Below are 13,199 nucleotides of genomic sequence, written 5' to 3'. Positions count from 1 at the left end.
TTGCTTTAAGGTGGTTTTCATGAGCCGGAAGACCATGGTGCGCCCCGGTGGGCGCAGCGCCCGGGTGCAGGCGTCGGTGCATGCCGCCGTGCGCGAGCTGGAGGCGGAGGCGGGCCGGGAGGCGCTGACCGTCCCCCTGGTGGCCGCCCGCGCGGGAGTCACCCCGTCCACGATCTACCGCCGCTGGGGCGACCTGCAGGAGCTGCTGTCGGACGTGGCGGTCGAGCGCCTGCGGCCCGAGACGGAGCCGCAGGACACGGGAAGCCTGAGGTCCGATCTCGAGGCCTGGGCCGAGCAGTTCCTGGAGGAGATGTCCGCCCCCGCGGGCCGTGCCTACATCCGCGACGCCCTGCTCGGCGACCCGGACGGCAGCAATGCCGGCCAGTGCTCGGCCTACGCGGCCGAGCAGATCGGCGTCATCCTCGACCGCGCGGCCGGCCGCGAGGAGAAGGCACCCGGCGTCGACACGGTCCTCGACCGCGTCGTCGCCCCCATGATGTACCGCATCCTCTTCCGCCCACAGGGGCTGGACACCGCGTACGCGCGCCGGCTGGTGGCAGGGCTCGTGGGGCCGGCCGGCCGCTGACCGGACGACGCCGCGGGCGGGCACCCGGCGCTCCCGGGCCGCACTGCTGCGCCCCCGGCGGCCGTGGCCGCAGCACCGCTGCCGGGGGCAGGACCGTTTCCGCCCGGAACACCACCGCCTTCCCTCACCACGGCCGCTCCCGCCGGCACGCACGGCCCGCGGGCCAGACCCGGCGGTACCCGGGACGGGGCCTTCGGGTGCGGCCTGCACCGGGCGCCCCGGCTTCCCGCCTCGCCGAATCGCCGGACCCGGACCCGGTTCCGGCCCGGGAGCACCTGCGGCAACGGCGGCGGCCCCGGCCAGCGGCGCCGGGCTCCGCCCCGTCGGCGTCCGCGCCAAGGGCCCGCCCCGGGCGTGCTTTACGGCTCAGCGGGTCCACGTCGGTCAGCGGCCGCCCCGACGGCAGTACGGGCGCTCCGTTCGGCCTCTGTCCGGCCTCGGTGGTCGGCAGCGGCGGGACGGCGAGGGCCGCTGCGGGCTGTGCGGGCCCGCGGCGGCCGGGCCCGAGGGCTGCCGCATCTTTTGGGGACCTGCGAATAATCCCGTGCCGTGCCACCGGCGGACGTGCAGACTCGCCTCATGGCGGACATGAGGGCGTTCCAGGATGCGGTCACCGTCTGGGCGGCGGGCGGTCCCGGCGGGCCGGCGCGCGAGCTGGCGGAAAGCCTGGGGGTGCGAACCGCGGTGCTCCTGGAAGGGCTGAGCGATCTCGCGGCCGTCGAGGCGCTGGCCGCCCGGCGCGGCCGGGACCTGGCCGCCGAGGGAGTGTGTGTCGTGGCGATGGGCGGGGCGATGAACGTCGGCCGCTACGCCGGCCTCCTCGGGCCGCCCGGCCTCGGCCTGCGCCTGACGGGACTGTGCGACGAGCGCGAACAGGGCTACTACGAGCGCGGCCTGACGCGGGCGCAGGCACCGCTCCAGGACATCTGCGTATGCGCCGCGGACCTGGAGGACGAACTCATCCGCGCGCTCGGCACGGCAGGGGTCGAGGAGATCATCCGCGCCGAGGGCGACCTGCGCGCCTGGCAGACCTTCCAGCGCCAGCCCGCACAGCACGGCCGGCCCCGGCATCAGCAGGTGCGGCGCTTCCTCGGCACGAAGAAGGGCCGCAAGATCCGCTACGGCCGCCTCCTGGTCGAGGCCCTCGCCCCGGATGGGACACCGCCCCCGCTCGACGCCCTCCTCGCGCGGCTGTGAGGCCGCGCACGGGCCTGCCGTTCCGGACCCGCCCGGCAGCACACCACCGCGTGATCCTGACCAGCTGAATCGGTTGGCCAGTTGACCGGTTGTCAGGCGGCACCGGCCGGGCCGGCTAGCCGTGGAAGATCGCGACCTCTTCGAGCGCGGCCCGCTCGGTCGTGACGTGGTTCACCGGCGCGGCCTCGTCGGCGTAGCCGAAGGAGATGCCCACCAGCAGCCGCCCTGTGGTGACGGCGAGTTCGGCGCGGACCGTGTCGGCGTAGAAGCTCAGCAGCCCCTGCGGGCAGCTCGCCACGCCGTACGCGGTCATCGCCAGCAGCAGCGTCTGCAGGTAGGCGCCGGCGTCGGCGGCCAGCCGGGGCCCGCCGTCCCCGGTGACGAACAGGAACGCGGCGTGCGGCGCGCCGTAGAAGCGCAGGCTCTGCGCGTCGTAGGCCGCCCGCGCCTCGTGATCGTCGGGGCCGATGCCCAGCGCTCCGTACAGGCGGGCGCCGAACGCCGCCCGGCGCTCCTGGTGCACCGGCGCGTACATGTCCTCGGAGTAGGGGAAGTCGGCCGAGGTGCGGTGTGCGGCGTGGGCCTCCTGCAAGGCGTCCGCCAGGCGCTCACGCGCGGCGCCGCTGACCACCTCCACCCGCCACGGCTGCGCGTTGGAGTTGGACGGCGCGGCGCCGGCCAGCGAGAAGATCGCGCGCATCGTGTCCTCGGGCACGGCTTCCGGACGGAACGCGCGGGTCGCGTGACGGCCGCGTATCAGCTTCTCGGCGCAGCCGCTCAGCTCGGTGGGGACCAGCAGGCTCATGGAACACTCCTCGACAGCAAACAATGTAAACGAATCCGTTTACCTTGCGGGTACGGCGGGACCCTAGCAGACGTTGTCCGTCGAGGTAAACGCTGCCGTATACTTGGTGTATGAGTGCGACGACTACGGCCTCCGGGGGGCGCGGGCGCGGCGGGCGGGAGCGCATCCTGGCCGCCGCCGCCCGGCTGTTCGCGGTCCAGGGGATCAACGCGACCGGTATGGAGCAGGTCGCGGAGGCGGCACCGGTGTCCAAGCGGACGCTGTACGCGCATTTCCGGACCAAGAGCGACCTGGTGATCGCCCACCTCCAGGACCTCGCCTCGTCGGGGGCGACCCTGGAGAGCGTGCTGACCCGCGAGGACATCCCTGCGCGGGAGCGGATCCTCGGGCTGTTCGACCCGCCCGTGCCGGAGGCGGCACCGGTGCGCGGGTGCCCGTTCATCGATGCCGCGGCGGAGTTCCCCGACCCGGACAGCACGGTCCACTCCTACGCCCGCGAGCAGAAACTGCGGATGGTGGGGCTGGTCACCGCGCTGGTGACGGAGCTGGGCTGCCGCGAGCCGGCCGCGCTCGCCGAACAGCTGGTCACCCTCGCGGACGGGGCGGCCAGCCGGGCCATGGTGCTGGGCGATGCGGACTACGGCCGGCACGCGCGGACGGCAGCGGAAACCCTCCTCGCGCACGCCCTCGCGGGATGACCCATCGGCCTCCGGCCGCAGCCCCTCCCCCCTCCCCCGTGCCCGCCGGCGTCCGCCCGTTCCCGGACACCGCCGTCACAGCACGCGCAGGACCGCGACGGAGGAGGGCCCGGGTCCCGGCCGGCCTCCGGTGAGGCCCGCCGCTGCGCGCAGCCCGCGGGTGCCGGGCGGACGGGTCAGCCGAGCCTGAGCAGGAGTCCGGCGAGCTCGGCCGGCATGGTGATCATGCAGTCGTGGCCGGTCGGCAGCTCCCACACCCGTGCCGGGGTGCCGTCGGGCTGTACCGCGGGGACGGGCCGCCGGGGAATGCCCTCCGGCTTGACGGTGCAGTGGATGTGCGTGCGCGGGATCGTCTTCACGGCCGGGTTGTCCATCCGGACCGGCTGCTGCAGGCAGCGCACCGGCTGGTCCGAGAGCATGGTGCGCAGCCAGGCGGCGTCCGCCGGGTCGGTGACCCCGAACAGGCCGAAGGGCGGCGGCATCTCGGGCAGCGGCGGAACCCGCCAGCCGCCGGCGGACGTGAGGGCGAGGTCGATCAGGGCCCTCGTCGCGGGCTGGACATCGGCCGCGCTCTCGCCGTCCTCGGGGACCATCGCGTCGAGGTAGACCAGATGCGCGATCCGGTCCGGGACCTGGTTGGCCGCGGCGGAGATGACCAGCCCGGCGTAGCTGTGTCCTACGAGCACCACGTCGGTGAGGTCTTCGCCGGTGATCAGCCCGACGATGTCGTCGACGTGCGTGTCGAGGCCGACCTCGGGGCTGAGCAGGTGCGCCTTGTCGCCGTAGCCGGTCAGTGACGGCGTCAGCACCCGGTGCCCGGCCGAGGCCAGCAGCGGGGCCACCCGCTCCCAGCACTGCCCGCTGTGCCAGGCACCGTGCACCAGCAGATATGTCGACATGGCTCTCGCTCCGCCCTGGTGACGCGCACCGGGGTTTGGCCGCATCGGGCCGGCCGTGCGCGGTGTGGTTCCCGGGTCCCTGATCTGGCACCATGAGAAACGGGACGCTGTCCCGGTTGAAGATACGGGACAGTGTCCCGTTTAGCAAAGGCCGGTAGCGGAGGGAACGGTGCGGTGAGCGGCAGGGAACAGGGCGCGGCAGGCACGTCCAGGCCGAGGCGGGCGGACGCGCGGCGCAACGAGCAGGCGCTGCTCGACGCGGCCGCGGCGGTGTTCGTCGCCTCGGGCGTGGAGGCGCCGGTCCGCGACATCGCGGCCGAGGCCGGTGTCGGGACGGCCACGATCTACCGGCACTTCCCGACCCGGGCGGATCTGATCATCGCCGTCTACCGGCACCAGGTCGAGGCGCTCGCCGAGGCCGGCCCCTCCCTGCTGGCCGGCAGCGCGTCACCGCACGCCGCGCTGGGGCGGTGGATCGACCTCTTCGTCGATTTCCTGGTCACCAAACACGGGCTCGCCGCCGTGCTGCAGTCCGACGACCCCTGCTTCGACCCGCTGCACACCTACTTCCTCGACCGGCTCGAGCCGGTGTGCGCCCGGCTGCTCGACGCCGCAGCCGCTTGCGGCGAGATCCGGTCCGGCCTGGACGCCTACGAGCTCATGCGCGGCGTCGGGGGCCTGTGCGCGGGCGCCGGCAGCAATCCCCGCTACGACGCACGCCGGCTGGTCGGCCTCCTCGTCGCAGGACTGCGCCGGCCGCACTGACCGCCGGCCGCGCCGAGGGCCGCAAGGTCCTTGCCGGCCCGCCGCAGGAGGGCCGGCAAGGAGGGGAGGCCGCCGGCCGCCCCGGTGCCCCTTGCGGCCGGGCGGGGACCAGGGTCCCGTTGCGCCCGGGCGGGGCCGCAGGCGGCCTGCCCATGCACACGCCGGTGTCGCGCCCTCCCCGCCGCCGCTGCACCGGTCGGCCCGGCTCCGGCCCGCCATGACCGGCCGGGTCACCGCACGCCCGGCGGCCTCCTCACCCGCACCACCGGACCGAGCCCGTCGGCTTTGGGGCCGCCCGCGGTCACGGGCGCTGCGGCGGGATGCGGTGCGGCGGGATGCGCGGTGGGAGGCCGGGCGCCGGCATCACGGCCGTGGCGGGCGGGGCGTGGCCCGGGGCGCCGGGGAGGGGCGGCGCCCCGGGTGGGGTCAGGGCGTGGCCACGAAGACGTGCGCGGCGCTCTGCGCGGGGAGTTCGGCCGCCCTGCCGGCGGCGGCGACCGTGACGCCGCCGGGCGACGGCGTCACGGTGACGACCGCGCCCGGCCGCACCCCGGCGTGCCGCAGGGCGTGCATCAGCCGGGAGTCGGTCTGGGCCGGTTCCCCGATGCGCCGCACGGTGACGCGTGTGCCGTCCGGCCCGGGCCGCAGGTCCTTGAGACTGACCGCGGTGTCGTCGGGGAGCAGGTCCGCCGTCCGTGCGCCGCCGAGTTCCTCCAGGCCGGGGATCGGGTTGCCGTAAGGGGAGCGGGCCGGGTGCCGCAGCAGCGCGAAGAGGCGGCGTTCGACGGCCTCGCTCATCACGTGCTCCCAGCGGCAGGCTTCGGCGTGGACCTGCTCCCACTCCAGCCCGATCACATCGACGAGCAGGCACTCCGCGAGCCGGTGCTTGCGCATCACCCGGGTGGCGGCACGCCGGCCCTCCTGCGTCAGCTCCAGGCGCCGGTCGCCCGCGACGTGCAGCAGACCGTCACGTTCCATGCGGGCCACGGTCTGGCTGACGGTGGGACCGCTCTGGTCCAGGCGCTCGGCGATGCGGGCGCGCAGCGGGACCACGCCTTCCTCCTCGAGCTCCAGGACGGTGCGCAGATACATCTGCGTGGTGTCGATGAGGTGGGACATGCCGCTCGTCAGGCGGGGGTCTCGGCGGTGGCGGTCAGCACCGCGCGGCCGAGGGTGTGGCCGGACATGGCGAAGCCGAGGACGGCCGGGGTGGCGTCGGCCGGGACGCCGAGGGAGGCGACGTCGAGGGCGTGGACCACGACGAAGTAGCGGTGCGGGCCGTGTCCGGGGGGCGGGGCGGCGCCGATGAAGCGGGCCGCGCGGGTGTCGCCGGGCAGCTGGAAGGCGCCCTCGGGCAGGCCCGAGCCGGTGTCGTCGCCGGCGCCCTCGGGCAGCTCGGTGACCGTGGCGGGAATGCCGGCGACCGCCCAGTGCCAGAACCCGGACCCCGTGGGGGCGTCGGGGTCGTAGACGGTGACGGCGTAGCTCTTGGTGCCCGCCGGGGCGCCGCTCCAGGACAACTGCGGGGAGACGTCCCTGCCGCCGGGGACGCCGGAGGCGAACTGCTCGGGCGGCCAGGGGGCGCCGTCGGTGACGGTGGTGCTGGTGACGGTGAAGGACGCCGCCTCGGGGAGGCGGGCGAAGGGGTCGTTGGCGTGCATCGTGTCGTTGCCTTTCAGGCAGTGCCGGACAGGGGCGGCCGGGGTCGGTCGCATGCGGCGGGCGGATCGCAGCATCGAGGCCGCTGCGCAGCCCGCGCCGTCGTCACCCACCCGACCACTGAATCGACAGTACCACGGATAATCGATTATCTGCCGGGTCGTCTATGGTGGGGGCATGACTCAGACGGTCCCCACCCCGGCCCCGGCCACGGCCCCGGCGGGCAAGCAGATGCTCTCCGAGCAGGTCTACGCACGCCTGCGGGATGCGATCATGCGCGGCGACTACGCCCCCGGTGACGCGCTCAAACCGCAGGACATCGCCAAGCAGCAGGGCGTGAGCCTGGCCGTCGTGCGGGAGGCGCTGGTGCGGGTGGTCGGCGAGGGCCTCGCCGACCGGCTGCCCAACCGGGGTTTCGCCGTGCCGGCCTTCTCCGACCGCCGCTGGCAGGAGATCGCCGAGGCCCGCCGGACCATCGAACCGGTCGTGCTGCGCATGTCCGTCGAGCGCGGCGACGTCGACTGGGAGGCCCGGGTACGGGCCGCCCACCACCGCCTGGCCCGCACCCCGGCGTACGTGCCGGAGGAGGGCGAGTACTACAGCAGCGCGTGGTCAAAGGCCCACCGGGACTTCCACCGCACCCTGCTGGAGGGGTGCGGCAATCCCGTCCTGCTGGAGACCTTCGACCGGCTGTGGACCGCGAGTGAACTGGCCCGCCGCTGGTCGGCGCACCGCAACCCCGGCCGCGACGGGGCCGAGGAACACCGCCTGCTGGAGGAGGCGGTGCTGGCCCGCGACGCCGACACCGCGGCCGAGGTGCTGATCCGGCACCTCACCCGGACCGCGGCCGTCCTGACCGGCGGCTCCGCCCCCTCGGACCGGTGAGAGCCGCCTGAACCGCGCCCCGCCGGCGCGGGGCGGGAGGCCGGCCGGCCACGGCGGCGGCCCGGCGGAGCTGTGCTGTTGTCTGCCGTTTCCCGTGGCCCTGCGCGGGAGGAGGATTCCGGCTGCGGTCCGGGCCGGCCGGGCCCGCTGCCGCCGGACGTGAACAGCGGCCGGCACACCGAGGCCGTCCGGGCCGGGGCGCCGTGAGGCCGCAGCGGACGGTGCAGGCCGGCCGCGGCGGGGCGACGGCGCAGGCCGGGGCGGGGCAGGGCGGCCGCGGCGGGGCAGGGCGTGGCGGCCGCGGCGGGCCGACGGTGCAGGCCGGCCGGGGCGGTGCAGGCCGGTCGCGGCGGGGCCGACGGTGCAGGCCGGCCGGGGCAGGGGCGCCGGGACCGGCTGGAGGCGGTCACCGCTCGGGCCCGCGCCCGCGGTGGCGGGCGCCGTTCCGCGGTGGCGGGCGCCGTCCCGCGGTGGCGGGCGCCGTCCCGCGGTGGCGGGCGCCGTGCGGTGGCCGGGCCCGGTGCGGGCTCAGGCCGTGTCCCCTCCTGCGGTCGCGGTGCCCATCGGGTAGCGCTCCAGGATCAGACGCTTGATGTCGTCGCGTGCCGAGGCCAGCGCCGTGGTCGTCCGCGTGGCTTCGCGGATCATGTCCGCCAGGGTGCCGGGCTGCAGTCCGTGTGTGAGGGCGTGGTCGATGTCGTGGCGGTGGCGCGTCACCCAGTCGACGCGGCCTTCCACTGCGCGGTGGAAGCTCTCCAGCAGGTCGGGGCAGTAGATGCCCATCAGTCTGCGCAGCGTACGCCGGGCTGCCTGGCGGCGCCGGGCCGGGCTCCAGCGCTGTGCCACAGGGGCGGGGGGTTCCATGATCGCTCTGATGTCGCGCTGTGCGGTCTCGATGTATCCCTGTCGCAGGGGGATCCCGAGGAAGCGCACCGAACGGCCGCCGCCGTTGCCCACGCCGGCCATGTAGGCGACGTAACTGCGGGTCAGGTGCTGGGACCTGAGCCGCTCCAGTGCTTCGCCGGTCCTCTGCGCGGCCTGGCACCAGTCGTCGAGGATCTCGTGGAGCTCCAGCAGCGCTTCGTGCATGCCGGGCCATGCCGGTGTCGCGGTGGCGCGCTCCGACAGTCCGCGCAGCACGGTGCCCGCGGCCTTCGCGACGACGGTTGCTTCCGGGCCTGCCGCCATGAGGACCCCTCTCGCCTTCTCCCGGAGGTCGGGGAAGGCCAGCCTAGAAGGAGTCGTGGGCGGCTGGGGGGCAGTTGAGGCCGTTGTGAGCCTGACGGGGCATGGCCGCGCGGGCCGGGCCCGGCGCTCGACGCCCGCTCGGTTCCCCCTCGGTCCTCAGCTCCCGCTCGGCTCCCGCTCAGTTCCTGCTCGGCTCCTGCTCGGTTCCTGCTCGGTTCCTCTGTTCCTGCTCAGCTGCCGGTCAGGGACTGTTCGGCCCACACGGTCTTGCCGACGAGGGAGTGCCGGGTGCCCCAGCGGCGGGCGAGCTGGGCGACCAGCAGCAGGCCGCGGCCTCCTTCGTCGAAGATCCGGGCCCGCCGCATGTGCGGGGTGGTGCTGGAGGAGTCGGAGACTTCGCAGATGAGGGTGCTGTTCTCGTGGATGAGCCGGAGCTGGATGGGCGGCCGGCCGTAGCGGATGGCGTTGGTGACGAGTTCGCTGACCATCAGTTCGGCGACGAAGACGGCCTCGGTGAGTCCCCAGTCGGCCAGCCGGCCGGTGGCCAGCTGGCGGGCCCGGGCGACGTCGGCGGGGTCGCTGGACAGGTCCCAGGCGGCGACCCGGTCGGAGTCGAGGGCCCGGGTGCGGGCGATGAGCAGGGCGATGTCGTCGTCCGGGCGGTGGGTCAGCAGGTCCGCGAGGACCTGGTCGCAGACCGACTCCGGGCTCTGGGCGGGCCGGGCGACGGCGGCGAACATCTTGTCCAGGGCGTCGTCGATGTCACGGTCGCGGACTTCGAGCAGACCGTCGGTGTACAGGGCGAGGAGGCTGCCTTCGGGCAGTTCGGTCTCGCTGGTCTCGAACGGCAGGCCGCCCAGGCCCAGCGGCGGGCCGGCCGGGACGTCGAGGAGGTACACGGCGCCGTCCGGGGTGACCACGGCGGGCGGGGGGTGGCCGGCCCGGGCGAGGGTGCAGCGGCGGGAGACCGGGTCGTAGACCGCATACAGGCAGGTGGTGCCGATGCCCCCGGCGGTCTCGGCGTCGCCGCCCGTGACGGCCACGTCGGTGGACAGGCGGATGACGAGGTCGTCGAGGTGGGTGAGCAGTTCGTCGGGCGGCAGGTCGACGTCGGCCAGGGTCCGCACCGCGGTGCGCAGCCGGCCCATGGTGGCCGAGGCGCGGATGCCGTGGCCGACCACATCGCCCACCACGAGGGCCACCCGCGCGCCGGACAGCGGGATCACGTCGAACCAGTCGCCGCCCACGCCGGCCCGGCTGTCGGCGGGCAGGTAGCGGGAGGCGATCTCGAGGGCCGCCTGGTCGGGCAGTGTCTGCGGGAGCAGGCTGCGCTGCAGGGTCATGGTGGTGGTGCGTTCGCGGATGTGCCGCCCGGCGTCGTGGATGCCGGCGGCCGCCCGGGCCGTGAGCTGCTCGGCGAGCCACAGGTCCTCCGGCGTGAAGCGCTCCGGGCTGCGGTGGCGGCCGAAGAGGGCCACGCCGACCGTGATGTCCCGGGTGCGCATCGGCACCACCATCAGTGAGTGCGTGCCCACCTCGCGCAGCCGGGCGGCCTGGGGGTCCTCGCCCGCCCACCGGGCGACGGCGGCGTCGGCCGTCGTGTGCAGGGCGCCACGGCCCCGGGCCAGGCACTCGGCCACGGGTGACAGTGCCGGGTAGGCGGTCGTCTCGCCCGCCGCGGCCACCGATTCGGGGTGGGAGTCGAGGACCGAGCGCACCGCGGTGCGGCGCAGGGTGACGACCGCGGCCGGCGGGGCGGAGGGCACCTCGCCGCCGGTGGGGACGTCAAGCAGGTCGACGACGGTGAAGTCGGCGAGACGGGGGACGGCGGCGTCGGCCAGTTCCTGCGCGGTGCGTGAGATGTCCGAGGTGGTGCCGATGCGGGCGCCGGCGTCCTTCAGCAGCGTCGTGTGCTGCCGGGCGGGCGGCTCCTGCACCCCGTGGTGCGTGGCCAGGCACACGGCGCGCACCCGGCCGCCGGAATCCTTCATCGGGGCCAGCGAGGCAGGCCGGCCGTGCTGCGGGCCCGGCGGCGCCGCGGGACGGATGCCGGCCTGCAGATACTGCGGCTCGCCGGTCTTCACCACCAGGCGCATCCTGCGGTCGGCGTCCTCGCTCACGGGATGCGGCGCGATCTCCGGCAGACACAGCCCGCGCATCTCGGCCTCCGCGAACCCGAGAACACGCTCCATGGCGGCGTTCGCCCGCACCAGCCGCAGATCCGTGCCGAAGACCGCCAGAGCACACGGCGACTGGATGAACGCCCACTCCCCCAGCGGCGCCTCCCCCACCCCGCGCCCGCCGGGCCCGGCCTCCTGCCCGCGCCCGCCGGGCCCGGCCTCCTGCCCGGGCCCTGCGGGCCGGGGAGCCACGGCGGACACCACGAGCCACTCGCCGCCCTGCCCGCCGTGCGTGCGCCGGTTGGCGAGCAGCCGCAGCCGCAGCCGGCTGCCGTCCCGGTGCCGCACCGCCACGCTGCCGCTCCACCTGTCCCGCCCGGGCCGATCCCCCCGCACGCCCCCGCCCGGCACACCGGACACACCGGGCGCGTCGAGTGCGCCGGGCGCGCCAGGGGCACCGGGGGTGTCGGGCGCGTCGAGGACGCCGGGGGTGTCGGGCGCGTCGAGGGCGCCGGCGAGCAGGCGGGCGCCGGGGGTGTCGGGGGCGTCGGCGAGGAGGCGGGCGGCGGGGCGCCCCACCACCTGCGAGGGCTCGTAGCCGAGCAGCCGCCGCGCCCCCTCGCTCCACCCCCTCACGATGCCCCGCGCATCGACGGTGGCCGCGGCCGTGTACGCCGGCTCGCCGATGTCGTCCGCCCTGTCGTGCCGCTCACCCAGAGGTGGGGGAAGTCGCTCCATCGCCGCTCATCTCGCCCTCGTAGATCCTTTTCCCCGCAGTCCCCACCACGGGACCTGCACGGCCAGGGCTCTACTGACAAGCATGATCCTGCGAAGCACGCAGCACCAACGCAACGCCGCCCGAGGGCTCCAGGCCGGACGTCCACCCCTCAGGCGGCAGACACCCCCGCCCCGCCCCGCCCCGGGCGGGCGGGGGCGGGGCGGGCGGAACGAGGAGGAACGAGACGGGGCGAGACGGCGCGGAAAAATCTTCAGAAAGTGCATCCGGCGTGGAACCGCATCCCGAGCCCTCCACGTGAAGGACACCAATAACGACATCCGGCGCGTATCAACCGCTTTCGAGGGTGCGAGCGGTGACGACCGAGCCGGCCCGTCGGACGAAAGCCCCCGTCATCCCATGAACACCACGACCACGCCGTATCCCGACCCCGAAGCCCCCGTCCCCGTCCCCGTCCCGCTGACTGAGCGGGAGCGGGAGGTCCTGCGGCACATCGCCGCAGGGCGCACCTACGCCCAGACGGCCCGCCGGATGGGTCTCTCCCGGCACACCGTCGACGCCTACCTGCGCCGTATCCGGGCCAAGTCCGACGTCACCAGCACGGCGGAACTGATGCGGCTGGCCATCGCCCTCGGGCTGTGACACCTTCCCGCCGGCCAGGACGCGACGTCGCCCGCCGGTGAGGCCGCATGGACCGGACCGAACTCCCTGAGGATCCCGGTGGCCTGCCCCGCACGGTCTTCCGGCACCCGGGCTTGCGGGGGCCGGCGAGAAGCCGTTGCCGGACGCCGGCGAGTATCCCGGTGTCCATGACGGTCATCATGCCGCAGTACGCCGACGCGCAGTGACGGCCGGCCGCCTGCGCCGGCGCATGCGCGGCTCACCGGGACACGAGCCCGCCGAGGGCCGCCGGCCACCCGGCCCTCCCGGAAGGGCCCCGCCGAACCCCGCCCGCCGGCCGGGGACTTGGACCGTCGCACGATGCCCGGTCCGCAAGGGGCGTGCAGCGGCCGCCCGGCCGCCGCTCCGCCGGGAAACGGCTTCCCGACCGCCCGGGAAGACCTGCGGAAAATCCTGAATGCCATGGAATGTCCCGATCCTGTGACAAGCCTTTCGGGTCCGTTGACGCCGTCACGACCGGCCTTTCAGGCTGGTGGGTAAGCAACTCATCCACCCCCGAAGGGAGATCATCATGGCGATACGTGCCCATAGGCGCCTTCGGCACCTTGCCGGTGCGTCCTGCGCTGCTGCGCTGCTCGCCGGAACGGCGGGCGTGGCGGGCGCCGAGGCGGTGCCTCGTACGACGCCGGCCACGGTGCAGTCGCCGAGCGCGGCGCCCCATGGGACCTGCACGGACTACCACTACGGCGAGGACGGCACGCTCGTCTGGGATCCGCCGGGCTGTACCCCGCCGTGAGGTGAGGCGGCCGTGCCCGGTCCCGCGGCCGTGCCCGGTCCCGCGGGGGCACCGCACCCGGCGGGGCCGTGAAACGGCCGGTGCCGCAACGTGTCACGTCAGTGGCCGCCCGGGGCCTGGCCGCAGGCCCGGGGAAACGTGCGGCGGCCGGCAGCCGGTCCGTCCGGTCCCTGTCGTGCGGCGTGTTCTAGACGGGGATCACCGCCACCGTGCCCGAGCTGCCGTTGGCGACGTAGACCCGGTC

13 protein-coding genes are annotated in these 13,199 nt (G+C 75.1%); 7 read left to right on the top strand and 6 right to left on the bottom strand.

The annotated features are described in order from the left end of the window. Positions 1-19 precede the first annotated feature (19 nt). Both H0H10_RS23315 and H0H10_RS23310 read left to right on the top strand, forming a co-directional pair. The gene (locus H0H10_RS23315; RefSeq protein ID WP_188183032.1) at positions 20-586 is read left to right on the top strand and encodes a TetR/AcrR family transcriptional regulator; all 567 of its coding nucleotides are present in this window, start codon (positions 20-22) and stop codon (positions 584-586) included. 579 nt (positions 587-1,165) lie between these two features. After that, entirely contained in the window at positions 1,166-1,783 is a 618-nt protein-coding gene (locus H0H10_RS23310) for a TOPRIM nucleotidyl transferase/hydrolase domain-containing protein (RefSeq protein WP_188183031.1), read from the top strand. 115 nt (positions 1,784-1,898) lie between these two features. Here the strand turns inward: H0H10_RS23310 and H0H10_RS23305 are convergent, their stop codons facing one another. Beyond that, on the bottom strand, positions 1,899-2,588 hold the full coding sequence (locus H0H10_RS23305; RefSeq protein WP_188183030.1) for a nitroreductase: 690 nt from the start codon (positions 2,586-2,588) through the stop codon (positions 1,899-1,901). Between the two features lie 110 nt (positions 2,589-2,698). Here H0H10_RS23305 and H0H10_RS23300 point away from each other — a divergent pair, with 110 nt between their 5' ends. Next, positions 2,699-3,286, top strand: a complete 588-nt coding sequence (locus H0H10_RS23300) for a TetR/AcrR family transcriptional regulator (RefSeq protein WP_188183029.1) — start codon at positions 2,699-2,701, stop codon at positions 3,284-3,286. A gap of 176 nt (positions 3,287-3,462) precedes the next feature. Here H0H10_RS23300 and H0H10_RS23295 read toward each other — a convergent pair whose 3' ends face one another. Then, positions 3,463-4,185: an alpha/beta fold hydrolase gene (locus tag H0H10_RS23295; protein WP_188183028.1), complete on the bottom strand. Its 723-nt coding sequence runs from the start codon at positions 4,183-4,185 to the stop codon at positions 3,463-3,465. 174 nt (positions 4,186-4,359) lie between these two features. On the opposite strand from H0H10_RS23295, the gene H0H10_RS23290 reads away from it, so the two are divergent. Continuing rightward, entirely contained in the window at positions 4,360-4,950 is a 591-nt protein-coding gene (locus tag H0H10_RS23290; protein ID WP_188183027.1) for a TetR/AcrR family transcriptional regulator, read from the top strand. A gap of 426 nt (positions 4,951-5,376) precedes the next feature. On the opposite strand, the gene H0H10_RS23285 is transcribed toward H0H10_RS23290, so the two are convergent. Together H0H10_RS23285 and H0H10_RS23280 are read right to left on the bottom strand one after the other, a co-directional pair. Continuing rightward, complete coding sequence (locus tag H0H10_RS23285) at positions 5,377-6,069, bottom strand: iron-dependent transcriptional repressor DtxR (protein WP_188183026.1); 693 nt, start codon at positions 6,067-6,069, stop codon at positions 5,377-5,379. 8 nt (positions 6,070-6,077) lie between these two features. Then, positions 6,078-6,611, bottom strand: a complete 534-nt coding sequence (locus tag H0H10_RS23280; protein WP_188183074.1) for a YbhB/YbcL family Raf kinase inhibitor-like protein — start codon at positions 6,609-6,611, stop codon at positions 6,078-6,080. A 175-nt stretch (positions 6,612-6,786) separates the two neighbouring features. Here H0H10_RS23280 and H0H10_RS23275 point away from each other — a divergent pair, with 175 nt between their 5' ends. Beyond that, positions 6,787-7,494, top strand: coding sequence for a GntR family transcriptional regulator (locus H0H10_RS23275; protein WP_188183025.1), 708 nt, complete (start codon positions 6,787-6,789; stop codon positions 7,492-7,494). A 528-nt stretch (positions 7,495-8,022) separates the two neighbouring features. Here H0H10_RS23275 and H0H10_RS23270 read toward each other — a convergent pair. Beyond that, positions 8,023-8,682, bottom strand: coding sequence for a hypothetical protein (locus H0H10_RS23270; protein ID WP_188183024.1), 660 nt, complete (start codon positions 8,680-8,682; stop codon positions 8,023-8,025). A 230-nt stretch (positions 8,683-8,912) separates the two neighbouring features. Beyond that, the gene (locus H0H10_RS23265) at positions 8,913-11,540 is read right to left on the bottom strand and encodes a SpoIIE family protein phosphatase (RefSeq protein ID WP_188183023.1); all 2,628 of its coding nucleotides are present in this window, start codon (positions 11,538-11,540) and stop codon (positions 8,913-8,915) included. Positions 11,541-11,937: 397 nt separating this feature from the next. On the opposite strand from H0H10_RS23265, the gene H0H10_RS23260 reads away from it, so the two are divergent. Continuing rightward, a complete protein-coding gene (locus H0H10_RS23260) occupies positions 11,938-12,180 on the top strand; it encodes a response regulator transcription factor (RefSeq protein WP_188183022.1) in 243 nt (80 codons plus the stop codon). Positions 12,181-12,730: 550 nt separating this feature from the next. Further along, positions 12,731-12,955, top strand: coding sequence for a hypothetical protein (locus H0H10_RS23255; protein ID WP_188183021.1), 225 nt, complete (start codon positions 12,731-12,733; stop codon positions 12,953-12,955). Positions 12,956-13,199: the final 244 nt, after the last annotated feature.

Origin of the sequence: Streptomyces griseicoloratus (genome assembly GCF_014534645.1) — a bacterium.
Lineage (GTDB): Bacteria > Actinomycetota > Actinomycetes > Streptomycetales > Streptomycetaceae > Streptomyces > Streptomyces griseicoloratus.
Note: the sequence above shows the minus strand (reverse complement) of the source record. Positions and strands in the feature narration are given on the sequence as shown.

What these genes read in the sequence shown, in the direction of transcription:
- H0H10_RS23315 (WP_188183032.1), top strand. Translation starts at nt 20, where the DNA reads ATGAGCCGGAAGACCATGGTGCGCCCCGGTGGGCGCAGCGCCCGGGTG.
- H0H10_RS23310 (WP_188183031.1), top strand. Translation starts at nt 1,166, where the DNA reads ATGGCGGACATGAGGGCGTTCCAGGATGCGGTCACCGTCTGGGCGGCG.
- H0H10_RS23305 (WP_188183030.1), bottom strand. Translation starts at nt 2,588, where the DNA reads ATGAGCCTGCTGGTCCCCACCGAGCTGAGCGGCTGCGCCGAGAAGCTG.
- H0H10_RS23300 (WP_188183029.1), top strand. Translation starts at nt 2,699, where the DNA reads ATGAGTGCGACGACTACGGCCTCCGGGGGGCGCGGGCGCGGCGGGCGG.
- H0H10_RS23295 (WP_188183028.1), bottom strand. Translation starts at nt 4,185, where the DNA reads ATGTCGACATATCTGCTGGTGCACGGTGCCTGGCACAGCGGGCAGTGC.
- H0H10_RS23285 (WP_188183026.1), bottom strand. Translation starts at nt 6,069, where the DNA reads ATGTCCCACCTCATCGACACCACGCAGATGTATCTGCGCACCGTCCTG.
- H0H10_RS23280 (WP_188183074.1), bottom strand. Translation starts at nt 6,611, where the DNA reads ATGCACGCCAACGACCCCTTCGCCCGCCTCCCCGAGGCGGCGTCCTTC.
- H0H10_RS23275 (WP_188183025.1), top strand. Translation starts at nt 6,787, where the DNA reads ATGACTCAGACGGTCCCCACCCCGGCCCCGGCCACGGCCCCGGCGGGC.
- H0H10_RS23270 (WP_188183024.1), bottom strand. Translation starts at nt 8,682, where the DNA reads ATGGCGGCAGGCCCGGAAGCAACCGTCGTCGCGAAGGCCGCGGGCACC.
- H0H10_RS23265 (WP_188183023.1), bottom strand. Translation starts at nt 11,540, where the DNA reads ATGGAGCGACTTCCCCCACCTCTGGGTGAGCGGCACGACAGGGCGGAC.
- H0H10_RS23260 (WP_188183022.1), top strand. Translation starts at nt 11,938, where the DNA reads ATGAACACCACGACCACGCCGTATCCCGACCCCGAAGCCCCCGTCCCC.
- H0H10_RS23255 (WP_188183021.1), top strand. Translation starts at nt 12,731, where the DNA reads ATGGCGATACGTGCCCATAGGCGCCTTCGGCACCTTGCCGGTGCGTCC.